At 65.8% G+C, this 22,257-nt stretch carries 21 protein-coding genes; 8 read left to right on the top strand and 13 right to left on the bottom strand.

The features are described 5' to 3' along the window. Positions 1-9: 9 nt before the first annotated feature. The 7 genes from MKI84_RS10305 to MKI84_RS10335 all read right to left on the bottom strand — a co-directional run bounded on the left by MKI84_RS10305 (position 10) and on the right by MKI84_RS10335 (position 8,632). Positions 10-693, bottom strand: a complete 684-nt coding sequence (locus MKI84_RS10305) for a TehB-like domain-containing protein (RefSeq protein WP_241619266.1) — start codon at positions 691-693, stop codon at positions 10-12. 318 nt (positions 694-1,011) lie between these two features. Beyond that, positions 1,012-2,052 carry an FAD-binding oxidoreductase gene (locus tag MKI84_RS10310; RefSeq protein ID WP_241619267.1) on the bottom strand — a complete coding sequence of 347 codons (1,041 nt, stop codon included), beginning with the start codon at positions 2,050-2,052 and terminating at the stop codon, positions 1,012-1,014. After that, positions 2,052-3,293 carry an aromatic ring-hydroxylating oxygenase subunit alpha gene (locus MKI84_RS10315; protein WP_241619268.1) on the bottom strand — a complete coding sequence of 414 codons (1,242 nt, stop codon included), beginning with the start codon at positions 3,291-3,293 and terminating at the stop codon, positions 2,052-2,054. Before MKI84_RS10315 ends, MKI84_RS10310 begins: the two co-directional genes overlap by 1 nt. Positions 3,294-3,328: 35 nt before the next feature. Continuing rightward, a complete protein-coding gene (locus MKI84_RS10320; RefSeq protein WP_241619269.1) occupies positions 3,329-4,417 on the bottom strand; it encodes a GlxA family transcriptional regulator in 1,089 nt (362 codons plus the stop codon). Positions 4,418-4,462: 45 nt separating this feature from the next. Beyond that, on the bottom strand, positions 4,463-5,656 hold the full coding sequence (locus tag MKI84_RS10325; protein ID WP_241619270.1) for an NAD(P)/FAD-dependent oxidoreductase: 1,194 nt from the start codon (positions 5,654-5,656) through the stop codon (positions 4,463-4,465). Beyond that, positions 5,643-7,232 (bottom strand): FAD/NAD(P)-dependent oxidoreductase, encoded by a 1,590-nt coding sequence (locus MKI84_RS10330; protein ID WP_241619271.1) that lies wholly within the window; start codon positions 7,230-7,232, stop codon positions 5,643-5,645. Before MKI84_RS10330 ends, MKI84_RS10325 begins: the two co-directional genes overlap by 14 nt. Then, positions 7,229-8,632 (bottom strand): MmgE/PrpD family protein, encoded by a 1,404-nt coding sequence (locus MKI84_RS10335; RefSeq protein ID WP_241619273.1) that lies wholly within the window; start codon positions 8,630-8,632, stop codon positions 7,229-7,231. The genes MKI84_RS10330 and MKI84_RS10335 overlap by 4 nt, the downstream gene beginning before the upstream one ends. A gap of 300 nt (positions 8,633-8,932) precedes the next feature. Here MKI84_RS10335 and MKI84_RS10340 point away from each other — a divergent pair, with 300 nt between their 5' ends. From MKI84_RS10340 to MKI84_RS10355, 4 genes are read left to right on the top strand one after another with little or no spacing between them, the layout of a single operon-like run. Next, positions 8,933-9,586 carry an ABC transporter permease gene (locus tag MKI84_RS10340; RefSeq protein ID WP_241619274.1) on the top strand — a complete coding sequence of 218 codons (654 nt, stop codon included), beginning with the start codon at positions 8,933-8,935 and terminating at the stop codon, positions 9,584-9,586. 13 nt (positions 9,587-9,599) lie between these two features. Continuing rightward, complete coding sequence (locus MKI84_RS10345) at positions 9,600-10,706, top strand: ABC transporter ATP-binding protein (protein WP_241619275.1); 1,107 nt, start codon at positions 9,600-9,602, stop codon at positions 10,704-10,706. After that, a complete protein-coding gene (locus MKI84_RS10350) occupies positions 10,706-11,455 on the top strand; it encodes an ABC transporter permease (protein ID WP_241619277.1) in 750 nt (249 codons plus the stop codon). The genes MKI84_RS10345 and MKI84_RS10350 overlap by 1 nt, the downstream gene beginning before the upstream one ends. 23 nt (positions 11,456-11,478) lie before the next feature. Next, the gene (locus MKI84_RS10355) at positions 11,479-12,366 is read left to right on the top strand and encodes a glycine betaine ABC transporter substrate-binding protein (protein ID WP_241619279.1); all 888 of its coding nucleotides are present in this window, start codon (positions 11,479-11,481) and stop codon (positions 12,364-12,366) included. A 92-nt stretch (positions 12,367-12,458) separates the two neighbouring features. On the opposite strand, the gene MKI84_RS10360 is transcribed toward MKI84_RS10355, so the two are convergent. Then, positions 12,459-13,250, bottom strand: coding sequence for a nitrilase-related carbon-nitrogen hydrolase (locus MKI84_RS10360; RefSeq protein WP_241619281.1), 792 nt, complete (start codon positions 13,248-13,250; stop codon positions 12,459-12,461). A gap of 542 nt (positions 13,251-13,792) precedes the next feature. On the opposite strand from MKI84_RS10360, the gene MKI84_RS10365 reads away from it, so the two are divergent. Beyond that, positions 13,793-14,674, top strand: coding sequence for a glycine betaine ABC transporter substrate-binding protein (locus MKI84_RS10365; protein ID WP_241619283.1), 882 nt, complete (start codon positions 13,793-13,795; stop codon positions 14,672-14,674). A 13-nt stretch (positions 14,675-14,687) separates the two neighbouring features. Further along, the gene (locus MKI84_RS10370) at positions 14,688-16,043 is read left to right on the top strand and encodes an MmgE/PrpD family protein (protein ID WP_241619285.1); all 1,356 of its coding nucleotides are present in this window, start codon (positions 14,688-14,690) and stop codon (positions 16,041-16,043) included. A gap of 18 nt (positions 16,044-16,061) precedes the next feature. Here MKI84_RS10370 and MKI84_RS10375 read toward each other — a convergent pair whose 3' ends face one another. After that, positions 16,062-17,078, bottom strand: coding sequence for a GlxA family transcriptional regulator (locus MKI84_RS10375; RefSeq protein WP_241619286.1), 1,017 nt, complete (start codon positions 17,076-17,078; stop codon positions 16,062-16,064). A 403-nt stretch (positions 17,079-17,481) separates the two neighbouring features. Between MKI84_RS10375 and MKI84_RS10380 the strand changes: the two genes are divergently transcribed. Continuing rightward, positions 17,482-18,303: a RibD family protein gene (locus tag MKI84_RS10380; protein ID WP_241619288.1), complete on the top strand. Its 822-nt coding sequence runs from the start codon at positions 17,482-17,484 to the stop codon at positions 18,301-18,303. After that, entirely contained in the window at positions 18,287-18,859 is a 573-nt protein-coding gene (locus MKI84_RS10385) for a cytochrome b (RefSeq protein WP_241619290.1), read from the top strand. Before MKI84_RS10380 ends, MKI84_RS10385 begins: the two co-directional genes overlap by 17 nt. A 4-nt stretch (positions 18,860-18,863) precedes the next feature. Here MKI84_RS10385 and MKI84_RS10390 read toward each other — a convergent pair whose 3' ends face one another. Genes MKI84_RS10390 through MKI84_RS10405 form a run of 4 tightly spaced genes read right to left on the bottom strand, consistent with a single transcriptional unit; the run spans position 18,864 to position 22,140 of the window. Beyond that, entirely contained in the window at positions 18,864-19,697 is an 834-nt protein-coding gene (locus MKI84_RS10390) for a class I SAM-dependent methyltransferase (RefSeq protein WP_241619293.1), read from the bottom strand. Continuing rightward, complete coding sequence (locus MKI84_RS10395; protein WP_241619295.1) at positions 19,694-20,740, bottom strand: glycosyltransferase family 4 protein; 1,047 nt, start codon at positions 20,738-20,740, stop codon at positions 19,694-19,696. Before MKI84_RS10395 ends, MKI84_RS10390 begins: the two co-directional genes overlap by 4 nt. Further along, positions 20,737-21,138, bottom strand: a complete 402-nt coding sequence (locus MKI84_RS10400) for a 6-pyruvoyl trahydropterin synthase family protein (RefSeq protein ID WP_241619296.1) — start codon at positions 21,136-21,138, stop codon at positions 20,737-20,739. Before MKI84_RS10400 ends, MKI84_RS10395 begins: the two co-directional genes overlap by 4 nt. Before the next feature lie 18 nt (positions 21,139-21,156). Continuing rightward, a complete protein-coding gene (locus MKI84_RS10405) occupies positions 21,157-22,140 on the bottom strand; it encodes a zinc-dependent alcohol dehydrogenase (protein WP_425353830.1) in 984 nt (327 codons plus the stop codon). Positions 22,141-22,257 lie beyond the last annotated feature (117 nt).

The raw sequence follows: 22,257 nt of genomic DNA on the forward strand, positions 1-22,257 counted from the left end.
GAATGGTCGTCAGGACGAAAGCCCAACCGGATCGCGGTCATAAAATTCGACCTGCAGGCGAAACGGTCCGATGAGGGAGAGATGATGGGGCTGCTCGGGCCGGATGAGGCCGGGGGTGGCGCTGTCCAGCGTTATGGACGTCCCGGTGGCGTCCGGGCAGTAGCTGATCGTGCCGTCGAGAATGCGGATGATCGCCCAGACGCCGGCCTTGGTCGCGTGATCACGCAGCAGCGCGGGTGGGATCGTGGTCTCGTCGAAGGCCGGCGATACACGATAGGGCTCCGGCCGGGCGTCGGCTTCCGGTCGGAAAAGCGGGGCAGGAACCGCCTTAGGCCCATGCATGGCGAGCGACAGCCGTTCGGCGATCCGCGCGGCCTTCACCTGCATCTGCCGGGCCACGGCGGGAGCGAGCATCTCGTCAGTGGTTTGCCGCCAGATCGCGAGCCACCGTTCGAACATGAAGGGACGGATCCCGGCGGCGTGCATGACATGCATGGCGACGGGATTACCCTTGTAGCGACCGCTGGTGAGCATGACCGACGACCAGAACTCCTCCAGCCGCACCAGATGCTCATCCCAGTCGGCGACGATCCCCTCGAAAACCGGGCCGAGGTGCCGATCCTGTCGGACACGCTGGTAGAACAGCGCCAACAGGCGCGCGATCACGGCATCGTCGAGTTCAGAGGATGGCATGACGCCCTCCAAAACATACATTCTGTGCATCTCTTTTAGATTGCTAAAAGATGCATTGAAAATACGTCTTTTAACCGAGGCGCAATTGTCGCACGCCAGTCAGGCCCCACCATCCTAAGGCTTCCGCTGCCTGAGGCGTCTCCCCCGGCCGATTCAGCGCGTTGGTCAGAGCCGCGACTTTGCTCGCATAGAGGACCGCGGCCCTTGCCAGCATGTCCGGCACGTCGTTGCGAACATCGACCAGCCGCGCTGAAAGTCCTTCTTCCGGGCCTCCAACGCGTCCATTTCAGCCTTCATGCTCTCGTCCTGACGTGACGATCAGGCCTTGGTGGTCACCTCGACATCGCCCGTCATGCGCGAGCAACAGGCGAGGATGTAGCCCTGCCCTTCCTCGCGTGAGGTGATGCCGCCCTTGTGGCTCATCTCGACCGAGCCCCCGAGCTTCTTCACCCGGCAGGTGCCACACATGCCTTCCTGGCAGCCTGTGGGAATGACGATGCCCCCCGCGCGCGCCGCCGCCAGGATCGTCGTGCCCGCCGCGACGGTAATGGCGCGGCCGTTGATGGTCAGGGTCGGGCCGTTTGCCTTCGCCTCGGCCGTGGTAATAACGGGAGGCGTGACCTCGGCGGCCTTCGCGGCGCCGAAGCTCTCGGTGTGGAAATGCGCCGCGTCGCCGCCTTCCGCGTCGAAGATGCGCCCGATCGCGCCCATGAAGCCGGCCGGGCCGCAGCAGAACACCTCGCGTCGGGCCAGATCGGGCACCATCACCGCCATCATCCGGCGGTCGATGACGCCGCGATAGCCGCTCCAGCTCTGTCCCGCCGGCACCGCGGCCACCACGGTGACGATGCGCAGATTTGGCATCTGGCTGTCGAGATCGGCCAGCTCCTGCACGAACAGCGCATCCTCGGGCGTGCGCGCGGCATGGATGAACACCACGTCAACGGTCTCGCCGCGATCCGCCAGCCAGCGCAGCATCGACATCATCGGCGTGATGCCGCTGCCACCGGAAATCAGCGCGAAGGATGGCGCATAGTGATGGGCGATGGAGAACTGGCCGACCGGGCCTAGCGCCTCGATCTCGATGCCGGGATGCAGCGCCTCGTGCATCCAGCGCGTGGCGTGGCCGTCCGGCGCCGCCTTCACCGTCAACTCGACCTCGGCCGGACGCGTCGGTGTCGAAGCGATGGTGAAGGTGCGCCATGCCGTCTCGTCCGGCAGCGGCAAAGCGAGCGTCAGCGCCTGTCCCGGCAGATGCTTGAGCGGGCGGCCCTCCACATCGCGGAACGCGAAGGTGACGACGTCGGCGGTTTCCTGCCGGCGCGCGACGCAGGCGAGGCGCAGATCGCGGGGCGGCATTATTCCGCCGCCACCCGCAGGCCCGGCGCGCCGGGCGGAAGATGCTCGCCCATCGTGGTCGTGTACCAACGATTGAAGTCGAGGATCATGAACTCGCCGGTCGGCGAATAGGGGCCGGGCTCATAGGCATCGGACTGCACGCCGAGGAAATTCTGCTCGGCCAGCACCTGATCCTGCTGGTTGGTGATCTGCCAGACTTCGGCCAGTCGGTTCACATCGTAATCCCAGCCCTCCACGGCATCCTCATGCACCAGCCAGGTGGTGCGGACTTCGGTCTCCATCGGGCCGCGCGGAATGACGCGGAAATGGATGATGTGGTCGGACAGGAAGTGATTCCAGTTGTTGGGCACATGGAACATGCGCACCGAGCCGAGATCGCGCTCGGTGAGATCACCCACCAGCTTCTTGCACGCCGGCTTGCCATCCATGGTCATGGAGGTCACGCCCTCGTTGAAGGGCAGCCGGATGCAGCGGAATTCGATGCCGCCATTGACCGGCTGGTGCGGCAGACCAAGGGCATCCCATTCATTGCCCTTGCGCTTCATCAGATCGCCGAACCAGTGGGTGCGCGTATCGTTCGGCAGCGCCGCCTCGACCAGCGAGACCAGCAGTTCCGGATGGTTGCCGGCGCAGTGGTAGCACTCGCGGTTGTTCTCGATGACGAGCTTCCAGTTCGCCTTCTCGATCAGCACCGATTCGAAGGCCACCTTGGTGCGGGCCGGCTGGTGCGGGATGATATAGGGCGAGACTGTCCGCTTGAAGTGCTCGAGGTCCGGCGGTTCCTTGGCGAGGCAGATATAGACGAGGCCGGCGACGTTGCAGACATGGACCGGCTTGAGCGAATAGCGCTTCGGGTCGAAATCATCGGGCATCTGCGTGGCGGCGAGCAGCGTGCCGTCGAGGTCGTAGGTCCACTGATGATAGGGGCACACCAGACGCCCGACCGAGCCCTTGTGCTCCTGGCAGATGCGCGAGCCGCGGTGGCGGCAGGTGTTGTGCCAGGCGGTTACCTCACCATTGTCGTCACGCACGATGATGATGGAGTTGCGGCCGAGTTCGAGGGTGAGATAGTCGCCGGGCTCCTTCACCTCGCACTCGTTGCAGGCGAACAGCCACTGCGTGCCGAAGATGGCCTTCATCTCCAGGTCGAAGACGTCCTGATCGTAATAGAGCGGCCCCGGCAGGCTGTAGCCTGCGCGGTACTGCGCCATCAGATCGGAGACTTTCTCAATCGCGCTCATCATCGGCTCCCGGCAATCGAAGCGCGATTATGGAGTTATTCCAGTTCGGACGCCGTGCCGAATGCGACAGCGGGTGACAGGGAGGCGACGTCGCCTCCCATGCCCTGACGGCGGCTGGCCTTCTCGCGCAATTCGCCCGGCCGCATGCCGAAGATGCGTTTGAACCACTGGCCGAGATGCGAGGTCGAGGCGAAGCCGACCGCGACCGCGATCTCAAGGATCGGCTGGTTGGTGTAGATCAGCAATTCGCGCGCACGGTCGACCCTGAGCGCGATGTAGTAACGCGCCGGCGTCATGCCGAGATGGCGGCCGAACAGCCGTTCGAGCTGGCGCGGGCTCAAATTTGCCGCCTCCGCCAGTTCGCCGACGCTGACGGGGCTTTCAAGATTCGCCTGCATGGTCTGGATCGTGCGCTGCAACGGCGCGGGCAGGCTGCCGACGCGGCGCAGCCGGCCGCCGCGCTGCTCGTCATTGGCGTCGCGGATGCGTTCATGGTGGAACTGGTTCGCGACGCGCTGGGCGAGATCGGGATCGTGCCGGTCGGCGATGATGTGCAGCATCATGTCCATCGCCGCCGTGCCGCCGGAGCAGGTGAGACGGTCGCGGTCGATCTCATAAATCTTGCCGGTGGCGATCACCTTGGGAAACGCCTCCTCGAAGGCGGCGGCGTTCTCCCAGTGGATGGTGCAGCGATAGCCGTCCAGGAGGCCGGCCTTGGCGACCAGATGGCTGCCGGTGGACAGCGAACCCACCGCCAGACCGCGCCGGGCCGCCTGCCGGAGCAGGGCGAGGTAGCGCTTCTCATCGACCGGGGCGATGCGCATGCCGCCGCAGACGAAGACCGCGTGCGCGCCCTCCAGCGCCTCCTCCACCGGCCGCGCCTGAAGCTCGATACCATTGGAGGCGGTGACCGGCGCGCCATCGATGCTGCACAGCCGCCAGCGGAACGCCTCGCGATCCAGGAGACGATTGGCCGAGCGCAATGGCTCGATCGCCGAGGACAGGCTCATCATCGACAGATTGTCGATGAGCAGGAAATTGAAGGTCAGCGGCTCCGCGACGCCATCATAGAACATGCCGGCACCCAACATGAAGGCGCCGCGAGGATTGCGCGAATACGTCACCAACGCAACAAATCCGACATGATGTTTGGTTCGCCTTCCCCGAGATCAGGAGGCCATCTGCATCGACTGCCAACCCTGAAGGGCCGCCCAGTCCGGTTCCAGATGGGTGAAGCGCGACAGGCGCAGCGTCGACAGATCGGCAAACCGACAGCTGCCGTCCGTCACCAGTTGCTGGATGGCATGGCCGCTCGCCGGCGACAGGCCGAAGCCGACGCCGGACAGCGTGGCCAGTGTCAGATTCTCCCAGCCATCGGGCCGGTCGATGACCGGGCGGCCGTCCGGCGTGTTCTCGATCAGACCGGCCCAGGAGCGGATGATCTTCACATGACCGGCGAGCGGCAGCAGCTCGGCGACGCGCTTGGCGATGTTCTGCATCAGCGGCGTCGAGGGACGGGCGCGGCCGGGGAACTCCTCGGTCTCGACCCATTCATGCGGTCCGCCGCCATAGGCGAGGTTGCCGCGCAGGGTCTGGCGGCCATAAAGGCCATTGCCATCGACGCCGCCGATCGGCATCAGCGGCAGCGCCTCGGTGACGATCATCTCGGCGCGGGCCACCTTCATCGGAATGTCGATGCCGAGCCGTGAGGCGAGACGGCCGGTCTGCGGACCCGCGGCCAGCACCAGATGGTCGCAACTGATGCGCCCCCGGTCGGTCTCGACCGCAACGACCTTGCCACCTGTGACCTCGAACCCAGTGACGCCGGTGTGCTGGATCACCCGGCCGCCAAGGTCCTGCAACGCCCAGGCATAGGCCTGCACGGTGCGGTGGGGATTGGCATGGCCGCCGAAGTGGTAGTAGTGGCCGGCAAAGACATTGTCGCCGGCGAGAGGCACCAGCTCGCGGACCTGCCGGGCGTCGATCTCGTCGATGCGGAAGCCCTGATGGCGGGCGTTCACCACCGCGCGGGTGTAGAGCGCGAGCTGCTTCTCGTTGAGCGCGATGCGAACGCGGTTGGGCTGGAACTCGGTAGGGTAGCCGAGCATCTCGTCCATCAGCGGCCAGAGCCGCTGCTCTTCCGCAAAGAGCGGCGAGTGATGGTGCGAGCAGCCGCCGCCATTGCGGCCCGAAGCCTCCCAGCCGACGATGCCCTTCTCGATGACGACGACGTCGACGCCATGGCGCGCCAGCCACCAGGCGGCGGAGAGCCCGGTGACGCCGCCACCGACCACGACGACCGAAGCACCCTTGGGTAATTCGGCGGTGCCGATGTGTTTCTCGGGGAGATCACTCGCTGGCATGAGGCTTTTCCACGGCAAGGCTGGCGACGGTGTATTCGGGATCGACATCCCAGAACGGCACCCACTGCCGGGGCATGCCGAACCAGGAATCCCACTGCTCCCCGAAAGCGGCGTCCTCGTTGCGCGGGGCGGCGGCAGCGAGGGGCAACGGGCGGACCGGAGCGCGATAGCCGGCGAGCGGCACTGAGGCGAGTGGTACGGCCGCCTGGAGCGCCAGCAGCGCCTGCACCTGCTCGCGGCAGCGGCGACCCTGACAGGGGCCCATGCCGGCGCGGGTCAGGCGCTTGATCTGGTCGGGGTTCGGCGGGCCGTCGCCGAGCAGGGCGGAAAGCGTGCGCTCGCGATTGTCCGCCGCCTGCCAGTCGAGATAGCGCGGCGGGCGGACTTCGAGGATCTCGCGCGCGGTGACCTCCTCGCACTGGCAGACATGCGGCTCGGCATCCGCTTCGATGATGCTGGCGTGCACCCAACCCTTGCGATAGCCGTCGATGTCGTAGGTCGGCGCTTCCGGCAGCGGGGCGGCGGCGGGCGTCTCGGCATTGAGGCCAAGCGCATGCGCGGCAACAGCGACGGCGCGCCGCGCCTCGGCTTCCGCGATGTCAGGGGTGCGGCTCTTGGCGGGCCAGATGCCGGCGCAATCGCCGACCGCCTGAACGACCTCGACGCTGGTCTGCCCGTCCTCATCGACGAGCGGCGTGAAGCCGCCGCGCTCGGGCTGGAAGGCCAGCGTGCAGCCGACCGCATCGATCAGATCGACCATCGGCACCGCGCCGATGCCGAGAATGACAAGATTGCAGGGAATTCGGCCGGAGGAGGTCACCGCCGCGCGGACACCTTCGAGATCGGTCTCGACCGATTTGACGACCTCGCCGAAGTGGATCTCGATGCCGGCGGCTCGCACCGCCGCGACCAGATCGGCCGGGCCGACCGGAGCGACATCGTGCTCAAGGATCGCCGCGATCTCGATGCCGCTGGCCTGAATGTCGAGCGCGACGAGCAGAGCCTCGGTGGTGGTTCCAAGCACGATGGCGCGCGTGCCGTCCAGCGCGCCGTAGCGCTTGGCGAGTTGCACCGCGGCGGTGGCGCCCATCACGCCAGGCTGTTCCCAGCCGGGAAAGGCAAGGCCCATGTCGCGGCGACCGGTGGCAACGATGGCGCGCTCGAAGCTGACGAGATGCGTGCCGTTCTCGTCATCGGCGAGGCCGGCGAGCGGAGAGGGCATCCAGCCGAGATTGGTGCCGTTGGCGTAGAGCCCCCAGCAGGCGGTGCCGAGGCGAACGTCGACGCCGAGCTCGAACGCCTCCGCGATGGCCGGCGCGCTTTCCAGCATCGCCTCCATCATGGCGTTGCGGTTGCGCGCGGCACCGCCGACCCGCCCACCGAAATGCAGCGGAACGCTCTCGCCCATGGTCTCGAACGGCACCGGGTTCTCGTCCACCAGCATGACCGACAGGCCGCGCTGCGCGCCGTCGATCGCTGCCGCCAGACCGGCCGGGCCGGCGCCGACCACGAGAAGCTGGGTGTGACCCTCGACGCTGAGCTTCTTGTCCGCGACGGAGCGGTGATCGATCGTCATGCCGCGTCTCCGATCGGTTCCAGCACCAGATCGGCCAGATCGGCGGCCGGCGCACCGGCACCCATGCCGGCAATCATGGTCTCGATCGCCTGGCGGCGATTGTCGCCAAGCTGGCCAGCGAGCGCCCGGTATTTGGCGGATATTTCCGCATCCGACTGTGGGTTCTCCGGTCCGCCATACGCCTTCGTCCATTCGGAGGTGAAGCGGCGGCCATCCCTGGTTCCCAGAGACACGACGGCGAAGCGTTCCGCCGGGAAGCGCGCGCAGATCTGCGGATCCTCGACGAGACGGATCGATGATGACAGGTCGAGCACTTCGGTATCGCGAAGGCCGGCGCCGGTGATTTCGTCGGCGCCGATACGCCCGCGCAGGATCATCGCCGCGAGCGGAAACGGCAGGCTGTATTGCGCTTCTTCCGTCGTGGCCGGGCGAGCCGAGTGCAGCCGCACCGCTTCGGCGAAGGTGCGCACCTCGACATCGGCGATGTCGGCGCCGGTGAGGCCGTGCTGGCTCATCAGGTCACGTGCCGCCTGCACCGCCGGCTGAGCCCAGCGGCAGACCGGGTAGGGCTTGAAGTACTGGTCGAGGATGTACCAGCGCGAGCCGAGATCGCCCCACAGCACCTGCTGCTCGGGAGCCTCCAGCGTCAGGGCCGGTGCGCCGGTGAAGCCGTCGGCGGCGAGATAGGCGGCGGAGACACCGACCAGCGCGCCCCAGCCGGAGCCGTCCTTCAGCATGGTCGGGTAGTCGATGCAGCGCATCATCTGGCTGCGCGGGCCATGATATTCGGCCGTGCCGAGTGCTTCGCGGGTCTGCGCCGGGGACAGCTTCATCAGGCGGGCACCGATCGCGGCGCAGGCCAGCGAGTTCCAGGCACCCGAGGTGTGGTAGTCGCAGGCGCTGGCGTGCAGCGCGATGCCGGCGCGGGTCGCGATCTCATAGCCGATGACGATCGAGGTCAGGACGTCCTGGTCATCGAGCGCCAGATCCTCGGCCTCCCAGAAAGCCAGCAGCGCCGGCAGGATGGCGACACCGGCATGGCCCTTGGTCAACGCGTGGCCGTCATGGGCATCGAAGGAATCGATCAGCGAGGCGCCGGCATAGGCGGCGCCGACCGGCGAGACGCGGCGGCCGTCGAAGATCATCCGTGCGCCACGCCCCTCGCCAGCCCCGAACTGCCGGGCGGCATGGTTGGTGACGATCCGCGCCAGATCGGTACGCCGGCCGCTCGCCGCCACGCCGATCAGATCGAGCAGGCAGCGCCGCGCCATGACCCTGACCGGCGCCGGCAGGTCGGAGTAACGCAGATCGTGAATGAAGTCCTGGACGTGCATGATGTCGCCTTCGTAGGGCCGGCCACTGTCCCGGGAATACCCCCCGACGGTGTCGAGCCGCAGCATGTCCCAATCCTTGCGCCGGAGCCCGGCCCGACACCCTCGACTTTGCGACCCGCACAATCAGAAAGGCGACATCCAACGACCGAAATCGTGGCGCAATGGGCACGAAGGACGGAATGGGCACCTTATCGAGGCATGCCCGATCGCCAGGCAGAAATCTTGTCGGAAATCCGCTGAATGTCGGATTCCTTTTCCTCCATGTCGAAAAGCCTTACCAAGGCGGGCTCCGGCCCGTGCATCAGTAGACACGTTCCAGCAAGGCTCTGGTGAAACGGGCCTTGATCCACAGCCGGGAAGCTCTCGTTGGAAACGCTGAATTTCGCCATAGCGAACTGGTCGCAGATCCTCGCCAGAGGCTGGGAGCACATCTCGCTGGTCGGCGTCGCGGTGAGCATCGCGGTGCTGACGGGCGTGCCGATCGGCATCCTGATCACCCAGAGCCGGGTGGCGGCCGACCGCGTGCTCTATGGCGCCGCGATCATCATGACCATCCCGTCCATCGCCTTCTTCGGTCTGCTGATCCCGGTGCTCTCCCCGATCGGGCAGGGCATCGGCTATCTGCCGGCGGTGATCGCGCTGATCTTCTATTCGCAGCTGCCGATCATCCGGAACACCTATGCCGCGATCATGAACATCGACCCGGCGTTGCGGGAGGCGGCGCGGGGCATGGGCATGACCGCGTTCCAGCGGCTGCGCGAGGTGGAGCTGCCGGTCGCGCTGCCGGTCATCATCAACGGGGTGCGCAATGCCGTGGTGCTGAACATCGCGATCGCCACCATCGCGACCTATATCGGCGCCGGCGGTCTCGGCGTGTTCATCTCGCGCGGCATCTCGCAGACCGATCCGCGCCAGCTCATCACCGGCGCTGTCGCCGTCAGCGTACTCGCCATCATCGCCGATCTCGGCCTTCTCCTGCTGCAGCGACGGCTCACCCCCGTCGGCCTGCGCCAATCCTGACGCGCGGGGCGACATGATCCGGCTCAAGAACCTCACCAAGATCTATGGCGGCACCACCGCGGTCGACAACGTGTCAATGGAGGTCGGCGCCGGCGAGGTGTGCGTGCTGCTCGGCCCTTCCGGCTGCGGCAAGACCACGACCATGAAGATGATCAATCGCCTGATCGAGCCTTCGGGCGGGCGCATCTTCATCGACGGCAAGGATGTGACCGAGGTGAACCCGGTCGAGCTGCGCCGCTCCATCGGCTATGTGATCCAGCAGATCGGCCTGTTCCCGAACAAGACGGTCGAGGACAATATCTGTGTCGTTCCCGATATGCTTGGCCATGACCGCAAGGCCTCGCGCAGGCGCGCCGCCGAGCTTCTGGAGATGGTCAATCTCGAACCGGCGGCCTATGCGAAGCGGTACCCCAAGGAGCTTTCCGGCGGCCAGCAGCAGCGCGTCGGCGTGATCCGTGCGCTGGCGGCCGATCCGCCGGTGCTGCTCATGGACGAACCGTTCGGCGCCATCGATCCGATCAACCGCGAGGTGATCCAGGACGAGTTCATGAAGCTGCAGGCGGCGATGAAGAAGACGGTGATCTTCGTCAGCCACGATATCGACGAGGCGGTGAAGATGGCCTCGCGCATCGCCATCTTCCGCTCCGGCCGGCTGGTTCAGTACGACACGCCCGACAATCTCCTCGCCCACCCGATCGACAGCTTCGTCGCCGATTTCGTCGGTCAGGATCGCACGCTGAAGCGCCTGCGGCTGATCGCGGTGCGTGAGGCGATGACGCCCAACCCGCCTTCCGTGGCGGCCGACGACAGCGTCGAAACGGCGATCTCCAGGATGGAAAGCCACGGCCACGCCTCGGTGGTGATGGTGGGCCCCCACGGCAAGGTGCTGGGCTTTGTGCGGCTGGAAGCCCTGCGCGGCAAGCGCGGCAAGGTTGGCGAGCATTATGAGAAGCTGACCAGCGTGGTGCGTTCCGACGACAATCTGCGCAACGCGGTCTCGCAGATGTTCTCCAACGACCAGTCCTGGCTCGCCTGCGTGGACGCGGACGGGCTCTATGAGGGCTACATTACCCAGCGCGGCATCACGCACCTGCTCGGTGCCACCTATCGGGACAAGTGATGACGGGGGCGCGCACCGCACATCCGATGGCTGCGCTGGCGAGCCTTTGGCGGCTTGTCGTGCTCGGCCTCGTGTTCCTGCTCGGCATCTGGGCGAGCGCGAGCGGCACGCTCACCGCGATGATGGCCTATCGCGAGGATATCGCCTTTCTGACGGTACAGCACCTCGAACTGGTGGCGATCTCCGGCGCGATCGCGATCGTCACCGGCATTCCGATCGGCATCCTGCTGGCGCGGCGCAGCCTCGGCATGTTCGGCCCGGTGTTGGCCCAGATCATCAATCTCGGCACCACCATCCCGACGCTCGCAATCCTCGCGCTGGCGATGACGGTGCTGGGGCTCGGCGCGCCGCCGGCGATCTTCGGCCTTGCCGTGCTGACGCTGCTGCCGGTGGTGCTGAACACCGTTTCCGGCCTGCGCTCCGTGCCGCCGGCGCTGATCGAAGCCGCGCGCGGCATGGGGATGACCCCGGCGCAGATCCTGTTTCAGGTGGAGATTCCGAACGCGCTGTTCGTGATGGCCGCGGGCATCCGCACCGCGCTCGCCATCAATGTCGGCACTGTGCCGCTGGCCTTCCTGATCGGCGGCGGCGGTCTTGGCGAACTGATCTTCACCGGCATCGACCTGATGGACACCGGTCTGCTGCTCGCGGGGGCGATCCCCACGGCGATGCTGGCGGTGATCGTCGATTTCGTCGCGGGGCAGCTTCAGTTCTGGCTGGTGCCGCGCGGCGTCAACCCCTTGAGATAAAAACACTTCCAGAGGAGAAGACCATGTCCATGCGTTTCCTGAAGCGTGCCGCCATCGCCGCCTTTCTTCTCGGAGCGGCCAGCGCGGCGAACGCCGCCACCATTGTGGTCGGCGGCAAGAACTACACCGAGCAGCAACTGATGTCGGAGATGACCGCCCAGCTTCTCAAGGCCAAGGGCTTTGACGTCGACAAGCGCGCCGGCCTCGGCACCGCGCCGCTGCGCCAGGCGCAGGAGAACGGCCAGATCGACGTGTACTGGGAGTACACCGGCACCTCGCTGATCACCTTCAACAAGATCACCGACAAGCTCGATGCCGCCGGCACCTATGCCAAGGTGAAGGAGCTCGACGCCGCCAAGGGCCTCGTATGGCTCGATCCGTCGAAAGCCAACAACACCTATGCCTTCGCCATGCGCGCGGCGGACGCCAAGGCCAAGAACATCGTTTCGCTCTCCGACCTGTCGGCCAAGATCAAGGGTGGCGACAAGCTGACCTTCGGCTCGAACGCCGAGTTCTATGCCCGCCCGGACGGCCTGAAGCCGCTCGAAGACACCTACGGCTTCAGCTTCGGCCGTGACTCGGTGAAGCGCATGGATACCGGCATCGTCTATCAGGCGCTGAAGGATGGTCAGGTCGATGTCGGCCTGGTGTTCGCCACTGACGGGCGCATCCCGGCCTTCGACTTCGTGGTGCTGAAGGACGACAAGGGCTACTTCCCGACCTATGCGATGACCCCGGTCATCCGCAAGCAGGTGCTCGACGCCAACCCGCAGCTCGCCGAGATCCTGAACGGGCTCTCCGCCAAGCTCGACGATGCAACCATGGCGAAGCTGAACGCCTCGATCGACGTCGACAAGAAGACGGTGGAAGAGGCTGCCGCCGGCTTCCTGAAGCAGCAGGGCCTGATCTGAGGTCTGCTCTCCAGCGCAACGCGCAGAGCTGAAACCAGAAATGGTCGGGCACAGCCCGGCCATTTGCATGTGTGGCAGTGTTCCGGCTCGCGTCAGCTCAGCCGGTAAATGTCCGGCCGGCGGTCCGCCAGATAGTTGTGGCCGGCGCGCCAGGCGTCGACGGTAGAGCGCTTCACTTCGGCAGCGATGATCGCGGCACCCTGATCGTCCGCCCCCGCCAGCACCGATCCATTCGGCGCGGTGATGCGGCTCATGCCGATGAAATCGAAGGTCGCGTCGCGGCCCACGACATTGGCATAGACGACGTGGCAGCCATTCTCATAGCCGCGCGCCGGCACCAGCACGTCCGGCACCACGCTGTAAGGCCGGCTGGTGGCGCTGATGACGATGAGCGTATCCGCGCCGCGCAGCACGAGATCGCGGGCGGCCTCGGCGAACTCCAGATCATAGCAGATCAGCAGGCCGAGCTTCAGCCCGCCCCACTCCATGACCGGCGAGGGCGTGCCGGGGGCGAAAAGGCTCTTCTCGTAAGGCCCCCAGAGATTCACCTTGCGATAATTGCCACGCACCGTCCCGTCCGGGCCGATGGCGATGGCGGAATTGTAGCGCGTGGCGCCCGCCTGCTCGGCATAGCCCGCGATCAGCCCCTTGCCCGAGCGCCGGGAAAGCTCGGCCACCTGACCGATGAACGCGGAATCCTGTTCAACCGCGAGGCGCTGCACGCGCCCGGCCTCGCCATAGCCGCACAAGGCAAGCTCCGGCAGCACGATGAGATCGGCCTCCGGTACGCTATCGATGGCGCGCTGCACCATGGCCAGCGCTTCGTCATGGCTCTCCGGCGGCGTAGCGGTCTGGGCCACCGCAATATGCAGACTGTCCTTCATGGTCGTTCCCTCAACGCAGAAGGCCGGGATCGGTCGACCCGGGCCCAATCAAACGCAAGCTCTGGAGAGCTGGCCTCACCCGCGGCCAGCCGGCAGCCGTCTTTCAGAACGATCCGGACGGTCTCTTGGTGGGACATGGCATCCTGTGAGGCCGTGGGCATGTTCGGTCCACTGATACACGCCAGGCTGCGTATCGAAGTGACCTATCCGACCTTGCGCATCAGATAGGCGACAGAGAACGGCGCAGCTCCGCATCATTTCCATGCAGAGATTTCCGGCACACAAAGGCACCTATGGGCAGCGCCGCATTGGGGCGGCCAGGTGCGATGAACGCGGCGCCCCGCGTCCAACCGCGAAGCTGCCGCCGCAGGCAGACACGGTAATGTCGATTTCTGCAAAATTGCTGTCGATAATTGATACTCGCCAGTGCGCGGCTCGACTTACGATACGTGAATACGTGCGTTAGCCCGACTTACCTGGGCGTAAATGGCCAAGCCATTAAAACTGCAAAGTAAAATTAAACCATTGCAATTGAGGGCTCCATGAACAAGATCGTTGGTGGTTTGGTGGCATTATGCGTTACGGCTATGCCGTTTCTCGCGAATGCCGAGGATGTCAAGATTGGCGCCAAGGGATTTACTGAGAATATATTGGCCGGCGAAATTACCCAGCAGTATCTCGCCTCCAAGGGCATCGGCGCAACGCTGACGTCAGGGCTCGGCAGCAACGTCGTCCGTCAAGGTCTCGTTTCGGGTCAGATGGACCTCTATTGGGAATATACCGGTCCTGCTCTCGTGAATTACCACAAGACCCCCGGAATCCCGCGGGCACAGATGCTTGCCAAGTTGAACGAGCTGGACGCGCCCAACGGGATCGAATGGCTCGACAGCTCGGACGTGAATGACACCTATGCCCTTGCGGTACGCCGTGAAACAGCCAAGGCAAAGGGGCTGCGCACGACCAGCGACCTGGCGGCGGCGGTCAGTCGGGGAGAGAAGATCACTTTCGGCTGCAACGCGGAATTCTACGGCCGCAAGGACGGGCTCATGCCCATGCAGGAAGCCTATGGCTTCTCCTTCCCGCGCGCGGACATCGTTCGCATGGATTCCGGCCTCGTCTATCAGGCGCTGCGCGACGGACAGGTTGATGTCGGTCTCGTGTTCTCGACCGACGGCCGCATCCCAGCCTTCGACTTCGTCCTTCTGGAAGACGACCGGCAGTACCACATCGCGCAGGTGATGACCCCGGTCGCCACCAAAGCGGCGCTGGAAGCCCACCCTCAGCTCAAGCCACTGCTGAAGGACATTTCCAGCCGGCTCAACGAGGAGGTCATGGCCAATCTCAACGCCCAGGTTGACGTCGAGAAGAAGACCATCCCCGAGGTCGCCAGCGAATTCCTGAAGTCCTCCGGCCTCGTCAACTGAGCACATAGCCATCATGCGTAAGCTTTCGCGTCGGGACGGCGACCTTCGCTCGTTCCTTTCGACGATCGAGACGGCGGATCTGTCCGAGGAGATCATGAACAAGGCGCGCTGGTGCCTTGTCGATCTGATCGCCACCGCCGTCGCCGGTTCCACCACGCCGCTGGCGGGGATACTCGTGCGCTATGTCGGTGATTTTCACGGCGTCGGCCTCAATGGCGGGCCAAGCTGCCGGCCGATGATCGGAGGCCCGCTTACCAACCCGGTGGGCGCTGCGCTGCTGGGCGGCATGGTGATCGACTCCATGGACGCCCATGATGGACACTCGCTCACCAAGGGACATGTCGGCTGCGCGGTACTTCCGTCGCTGCTGGCCGTCGCCGAAGCCGCCAGACCTGACCTCAAGGGGAGCACGTTCCTGCGCCTGCTGATCGCGGGCTACGAAATCGGCACGCGGGCGGGCATCGCCCTGCACAACAGCGCCCCGGAGTATCACTCGTCAGGGGCCTGGAATGCCGTCTGCTGTGCCGCGCTTGCGGGGCATCTGCTGGAGCTGGACGAAACGCGCTTCCAGCATGCCCTCGGCATTGCCGAGTATCACGGTCCGCGCAGCCAGCTGATGCGCGACGTCGACTATCCGACGATGGTCAAGGACGGTTCGGGCTGGGGAGCGATGGCCGGCGTCTCGGCGGCCTATCTCGCCTCGGAAGGTTTCACCGGCGCGCCGGCCGTGTCGGTCGTCGACGAGGATCTCGATGAGGTATGGAATGATCTGGGCCAGCGCTGGCGTATCCGGGAGCAATACACCAAGCCCTATCCCGTCTGCCGCTGGGCGCATGCCGGCATCGACGGTGTTCGTGAGCTCAAGGCCGCTCATGCGATTGAGCCTGACGATGTCGACGAGGTGATCGTTCACACCTTCCATGAGTCCACACGTCTGTTTCAAGGTATTCCGGAGACGACGGACCAGGCGCAGTACGGCACGTCGTTCCCGACGGCTGTTGCGCTCATTCATGGCGATGTGCTGCCCCAGCATGTCTTGGATGACGCGCTCGGCGATCCGCGAGTGCGCAGCCTCACGGAGCGGATCCGTTATGTCGAGGATGGCGAATATTCGCGGCTGTTTCCCGCGCGGCGCTTCGCTCGCGTCGAGATCAGGCTGAAGGACGGCTCAATCCATTCGTCAGCGCCGCGCGAGCCGCGTGGCGATCCGGACGCACCGTTGTCCGCCGCTGAACTGGAGCGCAAGTTCCTGCTCTATACGACGCCGGCATGGGGCGAAGAGCAGAGCCGCAACTGCCTGCGTTACCTCGGCCAGTTCGGCCGGCCGGGAACCACGGTGCGCGACCTTTTGGACGCGATCCGCCATTAACAGCGGCCGCACCGCCTCTCACACCCCTGTCCGGCTCGTCTTGCGATACTGAGACGGCAACTGGTCGTGGAAGTGCAGGAACCATCTGGAGAAATGCGCCACCGATCCGAACCCGGTGGCGACAGCGATCTCAACCAGCGGCTGCTCGGTATAGCTGAGCAGTTCGCGGGCGCGCTCGGTGCGCAGCATCAGGTAGTAGTGCATCGGCCGCAACGAGAGATGGGTCGTGAAAAGCCGTTCCATCTGTCGTTCACTGATACCCGCCTGATCGGCGATCTCGCGGATGGCCAGGGGATCTTCGATGTGTTCCTGCATGATGGTGGTGGCCCGCCGGATCACCGGAGGTTGGTAGGTCAGGTTGCGCTGCCGCCAGCCTGATTGCGGCTCGTTATGCGCCCTGATCTTCGCATGCTGGAACTGCGCGGCCACCTCATGGGCGATGTCCGAACCATACCGCAGCAGGATGATGTGCAGCATCATGTCCATCGCGGTGGTGCCACCCGAAGATGTCAGCCGGTCGCGGTCGATCTCGTAGACCGCTTCGGTCACGATCAGGCCTGGAAATTCCTCGCGCAGCGCCGGCAGGTTTTCCCAGTGGATCGTGCAGCGGTAGCCTGCGAGAAGGCCGGCGCGCGCGACCAGATGTGTGGCCGTCGACAGTGCGCCGATGGCGCGCTTGCGCCGGCTCGCATTGCGCAGGGCGCGAATGATCGGCCGCTCCTGCGCTGCGGTGAGGCGCGTGCCGCCGCACAACACGAGTGCATCTATGCGGTCCGTCGCCTCGTCAACCGCCCCGGCCTCAAGAACCAGATCATTCGACGCCATCACGGGCTGGCCGTCCGTGCTGCATGTGTACCAATCGAAGGCTTTGCGGCCAAGAAGCCGGTTGGCAACGCGGATCGGTTCGATCGCGGAGCTCAGGCTCATCATCGAGAAGCGCGGCGCCAGGAGGAAGCCGAAGCGCAAGGGTTCGTGATCCTTGTCGAGTAGCAAAGCACTCTCCCGCGGCGCGCCAATGCCGATCGGCGCGGTCACGCACAGCCTATACCGGCCAGTCCGGCGACAACGTTAGCGGCGCACCAAAACAAAAGCTACGATCCGGCAGGCCCTGCCAAACCCTGCTTTGACGAGCCCTCTGCGGCCTTCCTGATCGACAGAGAGCCGCACCACGCCGCCGGGCCATCGAGGCCGGGCCTTCCGCGCCGATCGGGAGAGCCGAATGCGGCGGCCGCTGCAACCATCGGGCGGCCGCGCTGTTGAAGAATGACCGGACGCCCCGCGCGGAGTTCGGCAATCGCACGCTCGACCGCCGTCTGGTCGCGGTCGCCAAACAGGCCTAGAATTCACGCAGGGGCGGTGTTCGGCGTGGGCATCAAAACGTGTCCACTCTTACGCGCCGCTTCAGAAACAAGTCGGATTCCATGACGAAATCTAGGACATGACCGTCGCGGATAAAGGGCGTCACACCACCTCGCACCCTGCGTTTATGCATGTATGGCCTCTCCTCGTCGAGCATCGGGCCGATGCGTTGGAGCACCGTTCCGTGTTGGCAGATCCCCTGACCGGCCTCTATGAGCCGCTGTTGCGGCATGCCGGTTCCCGGCCGCTGATCGTCGCGCAGATAGGCCAGTCGCTTGACGGACGCATCGCGACGCCGACCGGAAAATCGCGCTATATCAACGGGTCAGCCGGGCTCGACCACCTTCATCGGCTGCGGGCGCTGGTGGATGCCGTGGTGGTCGGCGTCGGCACGGTGTTGGCCGACGATCCTCAATTGACGACACGGCGCGTTGAAGGCCGCAGCCCGGCGCGGGTGGTGATCGACCGCAGCGGACGCACGGCGCGCGACGCCAAATGGCTCCGCCAGGACGGCTGTGAGCGGATCGTCTTCTCGGAGAACCCGGCCGGGTGGCCGGACGCCGTCGAGCGCATCGGGACGGAATGCGACCCGGACATCTTCGAGCCCGCCAAACTGATCGCGGCGCTCGCCGCACGCGGACATCACGTCATTCTGATCGAAGGTGGAGCCGCGACGGTTTCCCGCTTCATCGATGCCGGCATGGTGGACAGGCTCCATATCTGCCTGTCGCCGATGATCCTGGGGTCGGGTCGCGCTGCGCTCGATCTGCGGCCGATCGACAATCTCTGCGATGCGATACGGCCGCATGCCCGGCCCTATCTGTTGGATGACGGCAACGTCCTGTATGATTGCGACCTGCGCTGCGATGCAGGCGGAGAACCCCATGGCGACGCTCGATAGCTCGACCGAAAAGCAGGGCCCGGCCGCGCGCTACAGTTTCACCGCGCGTGCGCTGCACTGGCTGGTCGCCGCCTTCGTCATCTGCATGGTGCCGCTCGGCCTCTACATGGTCTCGCGGGGGGCGGCGACGAATTTCGATGCGCTGACGGGACGGCTTTACGACCTGCACAAGATCGCCGGTTTCACTGTGCTCTGGCTGATCGTGCTGCGCATCCTCGTGCGGATCACGCGCGGCGCACCGCCGCCGCTGGCAACGCTGACACCGCTGGAGCGTGTGGCCTCCACCGCCATGCATCACCTGCTCTATGTGCTGCTGCTGGTCGTGCCGTTATTGGGCTGGGCCGGGATTTCCGCCTATCCCGCGCTGAACATCTTCGGTCTTTTCGACCTGCCGGGCATCCTGCCGGCCGATGAGCCACTGGCGAACACCATCTTCAGCGTTCACGGACTATTGGCTCAGGGGCTCGGCATTCTGGCGCTGCTCCATATCGCGGCCGCGCTGCGGCATCGCTTCCTCAAGCATGATGGCGTGTTGCGGCGCATGTGGCCGCTCTGACCCGTCAGAACGTCGCGAAGATGTCCTGATGGCCGATCGTCACATCCGCGCCGGCGCGTCGCCCGGCCCATGCCGCGAAGGCCTCCGCCATGTCGGGCTCGATATCGCCGGCGGCTGTGGCGATGCCGGCGACGAGTGCGGCGGCGAGCGGCCGGTTGTCGGACCCCAGATGCCAGGGACTGTCTCCGACCCAATGACGATAGCCATGTCGGGACAAAAGTGAGGCGAACGCTTCGCTGCTGGCTGGACCGAGCGCCGGGCCAAAGCCCTTGTCGCGGCGCTGATGCCGGTTGAACGCCGCGACAATGCGCTGATCCAGCGATGTCTCCGGCTGCCAGCGCGCGATGCCGTCATAGTTCAGAACGGCATAGAGCGACACCCGCCGCTCGGCCGAGGCGGCAACGAGACGCTCCAGCCATTCCTCCGAGACGAGATCGAACAGCGCCGCCGCCGTGACCAGATCGGGAGCGATGTCGGCGAAATGCAGGTCGCGCCTCGTGAGGTCGGCACATTCGAAGCTGACGTGAATGTGGCGGCCGTTCTTGCCGAGCCGGATTCCGTCGTCGGCATTCTGCGCATGATCGGCCCAGCGGGCGAGGACGCGGCGCGCCTCATCGAGAAGCACGGGGTCGCCATCGACGAGATGCCAATGCTGGCGCGGCGCCAGCGAGGGCGCGAGCGCCCGCAGATTGGAACCGGTTCCGCAGCCGAGATCGACGAGGGTGAGCGACGCCCGCTCGGCAAAATACCGGCGAACCCTATCGGCGACCGCCGCGTTCCGGGCCGCGTGATCGACCGGCTCGCGCAGCTCCAGCCAGCCGGGATCGAAGCCGCTCATCGCGCAAGTCCCCCCATGGTGGCGGCAATGACAGCGGCGGTTTGCGACCATCGCGGCAGCGTGTGCGCCTGCTCCCAGGCCCTGTCCGCCATCGCGCGGCGAAGCTGCGGCTGGTCCAGCAAGTGCCCGATCGCTTCCGCAACGGCGCCGGCATCGCCCGGGGGTACCAGCAGCGCCGTGCCCGCCGGCAGCGTTTCGGGTATGGCGCCGGCATTTGTCGCGACCACCGGCAGGCCGCGAGCGACAGCCTCGATCAGCGCCATGCCGTATCCCTCATAGAGTGACGCGGAGACGAAGATGTCGGCCGCCTGAAACTCACCCTCCAGCGCGTTGCTGGTCATCGCGCCGGTCAGAACGATCCGATCCGCCAATCCGCGCGCCTCGATGAGGGTGCGCAGCGCGCGTGCCGCGCCGGCGTCACTGTCGGTGGCGCCGACGATGTGGCAGGTCCAGTCGCGGGCACGCAGCCCATGCAGCGCCTCGACGAGCACACCATGGGCCTTGCGCGGGATCACCGAGCCGACCGCGAGAATGCGCGGCGGCGTCGAGGTGCCCGTCGCGCGCGCGGCGGGCTCGGTGCCGGGAAGGGCGACGACGAGTTTTTCCGGGACCACCGCATAATCCTGCACCAGGATGCGCGCGGTCATCGGGCTGGTGACGATCACGGCCGACACCTCGGCGAGCGCGGCATATTCGCTGGCAAACAGTTGAGCCTGCTGCGCCGCGACGAGGCCGGTTTCCAATACCAGCGGATGATGGACCAGCGCAGCCAGCGGGCGCCGCAGCCCGCGCAGCAGCCCGGCCGGCAGCGCGCCGAGGCCAAGCCCATCGATCAGCACCGGCAGTCCCGGCGGCAGCGCGTGAAGCAGTTCCCCGCTCCGCGCGATCACCTCCGCCGAGGGAAACGGAAATCCATCGGGCAGCGCCAGATGCGCCGCATTGCCGCCAGCGCGCCGGCATTCCTCGATCACGCGGCGATCATAGATATAGCCGCCGGTGGGCCGGCCGAGGTCGCCCGGAATGGCGAAGACGAAATCCGTCAAACGACACCGCCCTCATAGGAGGCGCGCGCGAGGTCGGTCTCGTGCAGGGTCACCCGGATCCTCGCCAGTCCCCGGCCTTCATCGCCCAAGGCACCGTCACGGGCCGCGGCAGCGATCGCGTCGAAGATGTGCTTGGCGAGGAATTCGGTGGTGGTCAGATGGCCCGCGAACATCGGCAGAGCGTCGAGATTCTGGTAGGCGAGCGGCTTCAGCGTCTGCTTCAGCACCTCCAGCGCCGCCCCGATATCGACCACGACGTTCCTGTCCGTCAGGGTCTCGCGGAAGAAGGCGACGTCGACCACGAATGTCGCGCCATGCAGGCCCTGCGCCGGGCCGAAAAAGGCATCGGGAAGCGAATGGGCGATCATGATGCGATCACGGACTTCTACGCAGAACATCGCCGGTCTCCAGTTCTGTCAGTCATAGGTGAGTAGGATCGCCAGCGCGTCCGGCTCGTCATCGATGAGGTGCGGCAGCAGCGCCGGCGCCTGCGAAAACGCGACGCGGTGGGTGATGAGAGCATCGAAGCGTGCATCGGAGAGCAGCGAGACTGCCTTGGCAAGCCGGCGCGCATGCGGCCAGCGCGGCCGTCGCTCCGGTGAGACCGCGCCGACCTGCGAGCCGATCAGGCGCAGGCGCCGGCTGTGAAAGGGGCCGCCCAAGGCGACGGTCGTGGCGGCTTTGCCATACCAGCTCAGCTCGACGATCTTCGCCTCGAAGCCACCGGCGTTCAACGCGGTTTGCAGGCCGTCGGCGGTCGCGCTGGTGTGAAAGACGATGTCGGCCTCGCTGCCGATCTCGGCCGGCACGGCAAATCTTGCGCCGAACGCCGCCGCGAACCTCGCCCGCTCAGGTCGCACATCGACCAGCGTCACCTCGGCGCCGGGCAAGCCGGCCGCCAGCGCCGTCAACATCAGGCCGACCACGCCGCCGCCGACGACGGTGATCCGGTCGCCGGGGCCGGCACCGGCATCCCACATCGCGTTCAGTGCCGTTTCCATGTTCGCCGCCAGCGCGGCGCGCTCGGCCGGAATATCGTCGGGCACCATCACCGCGGCGGACGCTGGAATCCGATACACATCCTGATGCGGAAACAGCGCGAAAACCGTGCGCCCGATCAGTGCGGACGGCCCCGCCTCAACGAGACCGACGCTCTGATAGCCATAGTGCACGGGAAAGGGGAACTCGCCCCGCTGGAACGGGGCGCGCATGTTCTGGAATTCGCTCGCCGGGACTTGGCCGTGGAGAACGAGGCGCTCGCTGCCGCGGCTGACGCAGGAGGCGAGCGTCCGCACCGTCAGCATGTCGGCTTCCGGCTCCGCGAGTACGTCCGCCCGAATGTCGTAGCGCGCCGGCGCGATGCACCAGAGCGATCGTGATGTGCGGACAGGCGCGGGCATCGGGTCCTCGAACTCCCTTATCGCTCGGACCTTCCGGCCGCAAAGGGCAGACGACGATCTGCTCTCAACAACATGATCCGCCTCGACACATGGTTTCGTATAAACGATGTCGGGGTC

The organism is Ancylobacter gelatini (assembly GCF_022601675.1).
Lineage (GTDB): Bacteria > Pseudomonadota > Alphaproteobacteria > Rhizobiales > Xanthobacteraceae > Ancylobacter > Ancylobacter gelatini.

Excerpts from the sequence above, each read along its gene's own strand:
- MKI84_RS10345 (WP_241619275.1), top strand. The coding sequence starts at position 9,600 with ATGATCCGGCTCAAGAACCTCACCAAGATCTATGGCGGCACCACCGCG.
- MKI84_RS10385 (WP_241619290.1), top strand. The coding sequence starts at position 18,287 with ATGGCGACGCTCGATAGCTCGACCGAAAAGCAGGGCCCGGCCGCGCGC.
- MKI84_RS10355 (WP_241619279.1), top strand. The coding sequence starts at position 11,479 with ATGTCCATGCGTTTCCTGAAGCGTGCCGCCATCGCCGCCTTTCTTCTC.
- MKI84_RS10325 (WP_241619270.1), bottom strand. The coding sequence starts at position 5,656 with ATGCCAGCGAGTGATCTCCCCGAGAAACACATCGGCACCGCCGAATTA.
- MKI84_RS10400 (WP_241619296.1), bottom strand. The coding sequence starts at position 21,138 with ATGTTCTGCGTAGAAGTCCGTGATCGCATCATGATCGCCCATTCGCTT.
- MKI84_RS10360 (WP_241619281.1), bottom strand. The coding sequence starts at position 13,250 with ATGAAGGACAGTCTGCATATTGCGGTGGCCCAGACCGCTACGCCGCCG.
- MKI84_RS10315 (WP_241619268.1), bottom strand. The coding sequence starts at position 3,293 with ATGAGCGCGATTGAGAAAGTCTCCGATCTGATGGCGCAGTACCGCGCA.
- MKI84_RS10390 (WP_241619293.1), bottom strand. The coding sequence starts at position 19,697 with ATGAGCGGCTTCGATCCCGGCTGGCTGGAGCTGCGCGAGCCGGTCGAT.
- MKI84_RS10370 (WP_241619285.1), top strand. The coding sequence starts at position 14,688 with ATGCGTAAGCTTTCGCGTCGGGACGGCGACCTTCGCTCGTTCCTTTCG.
- MKI84_RS10365 (WP_241619283.1), top strand. The coding sequence starts at position 13,793 with ATGAACAAGATCGTTGGTGGTTTGGTGGCATTATGCGTTACGGCTATG.
- MKI84_RS10380 (WP_241619288.1), top strand. The coding sequence starts at position 17,482 with ATGACCGTCGCGGATAAAGGGCGTCACACCACCTCGCACCCTGCGTTT.
- MKI84_RS10350 (WP_241619277.1), top strand. The coding sequence starts at position 10,706 with ATGACGGGGGCGCGCACCGCACATCCGATGGCTGCGCTGGCGAGCCTT.
- MKI84_RS10335 (WP_241619273.1), bottom strand. The coding sequence starts at position 8,632 with ATGCTGCGGCTCGACACCGTCGGGGGGTATTCCCGGGACAGTGGCCGG.
- MKI84_RS10330 (WP_241619271.1), bottom strand. The coding sequence starts at position 7,232 with ATGACGATCGATCACCGCTCCGTCGCGGACAAGAAGCTCAGCGTCGAG.
- MKI84_RS10310 (WP_241619267.1), bottom strand. The coding sequence starts at position 2,052 with ATGCCGCCCCGCGATCTGCGCCTCGCCTGCGTCGCGCGCCGGCAGGAA.
- MKI84_RS10405 (WP_425353830.1), bottom strand. The coding sequence starts at position 22,140 with ATGCCCGCGCCTGTCCGCACATCACGATCGCTCTGGTGCATCGCGCCG.
- MKI84_RS10305 (WP_241619266.1), bottom strand. The coding sequence starts at position 693 with ATGCCATCCTCTGAACTCGACGATGCCGTGATCGCGCGCCTGTTGGCG.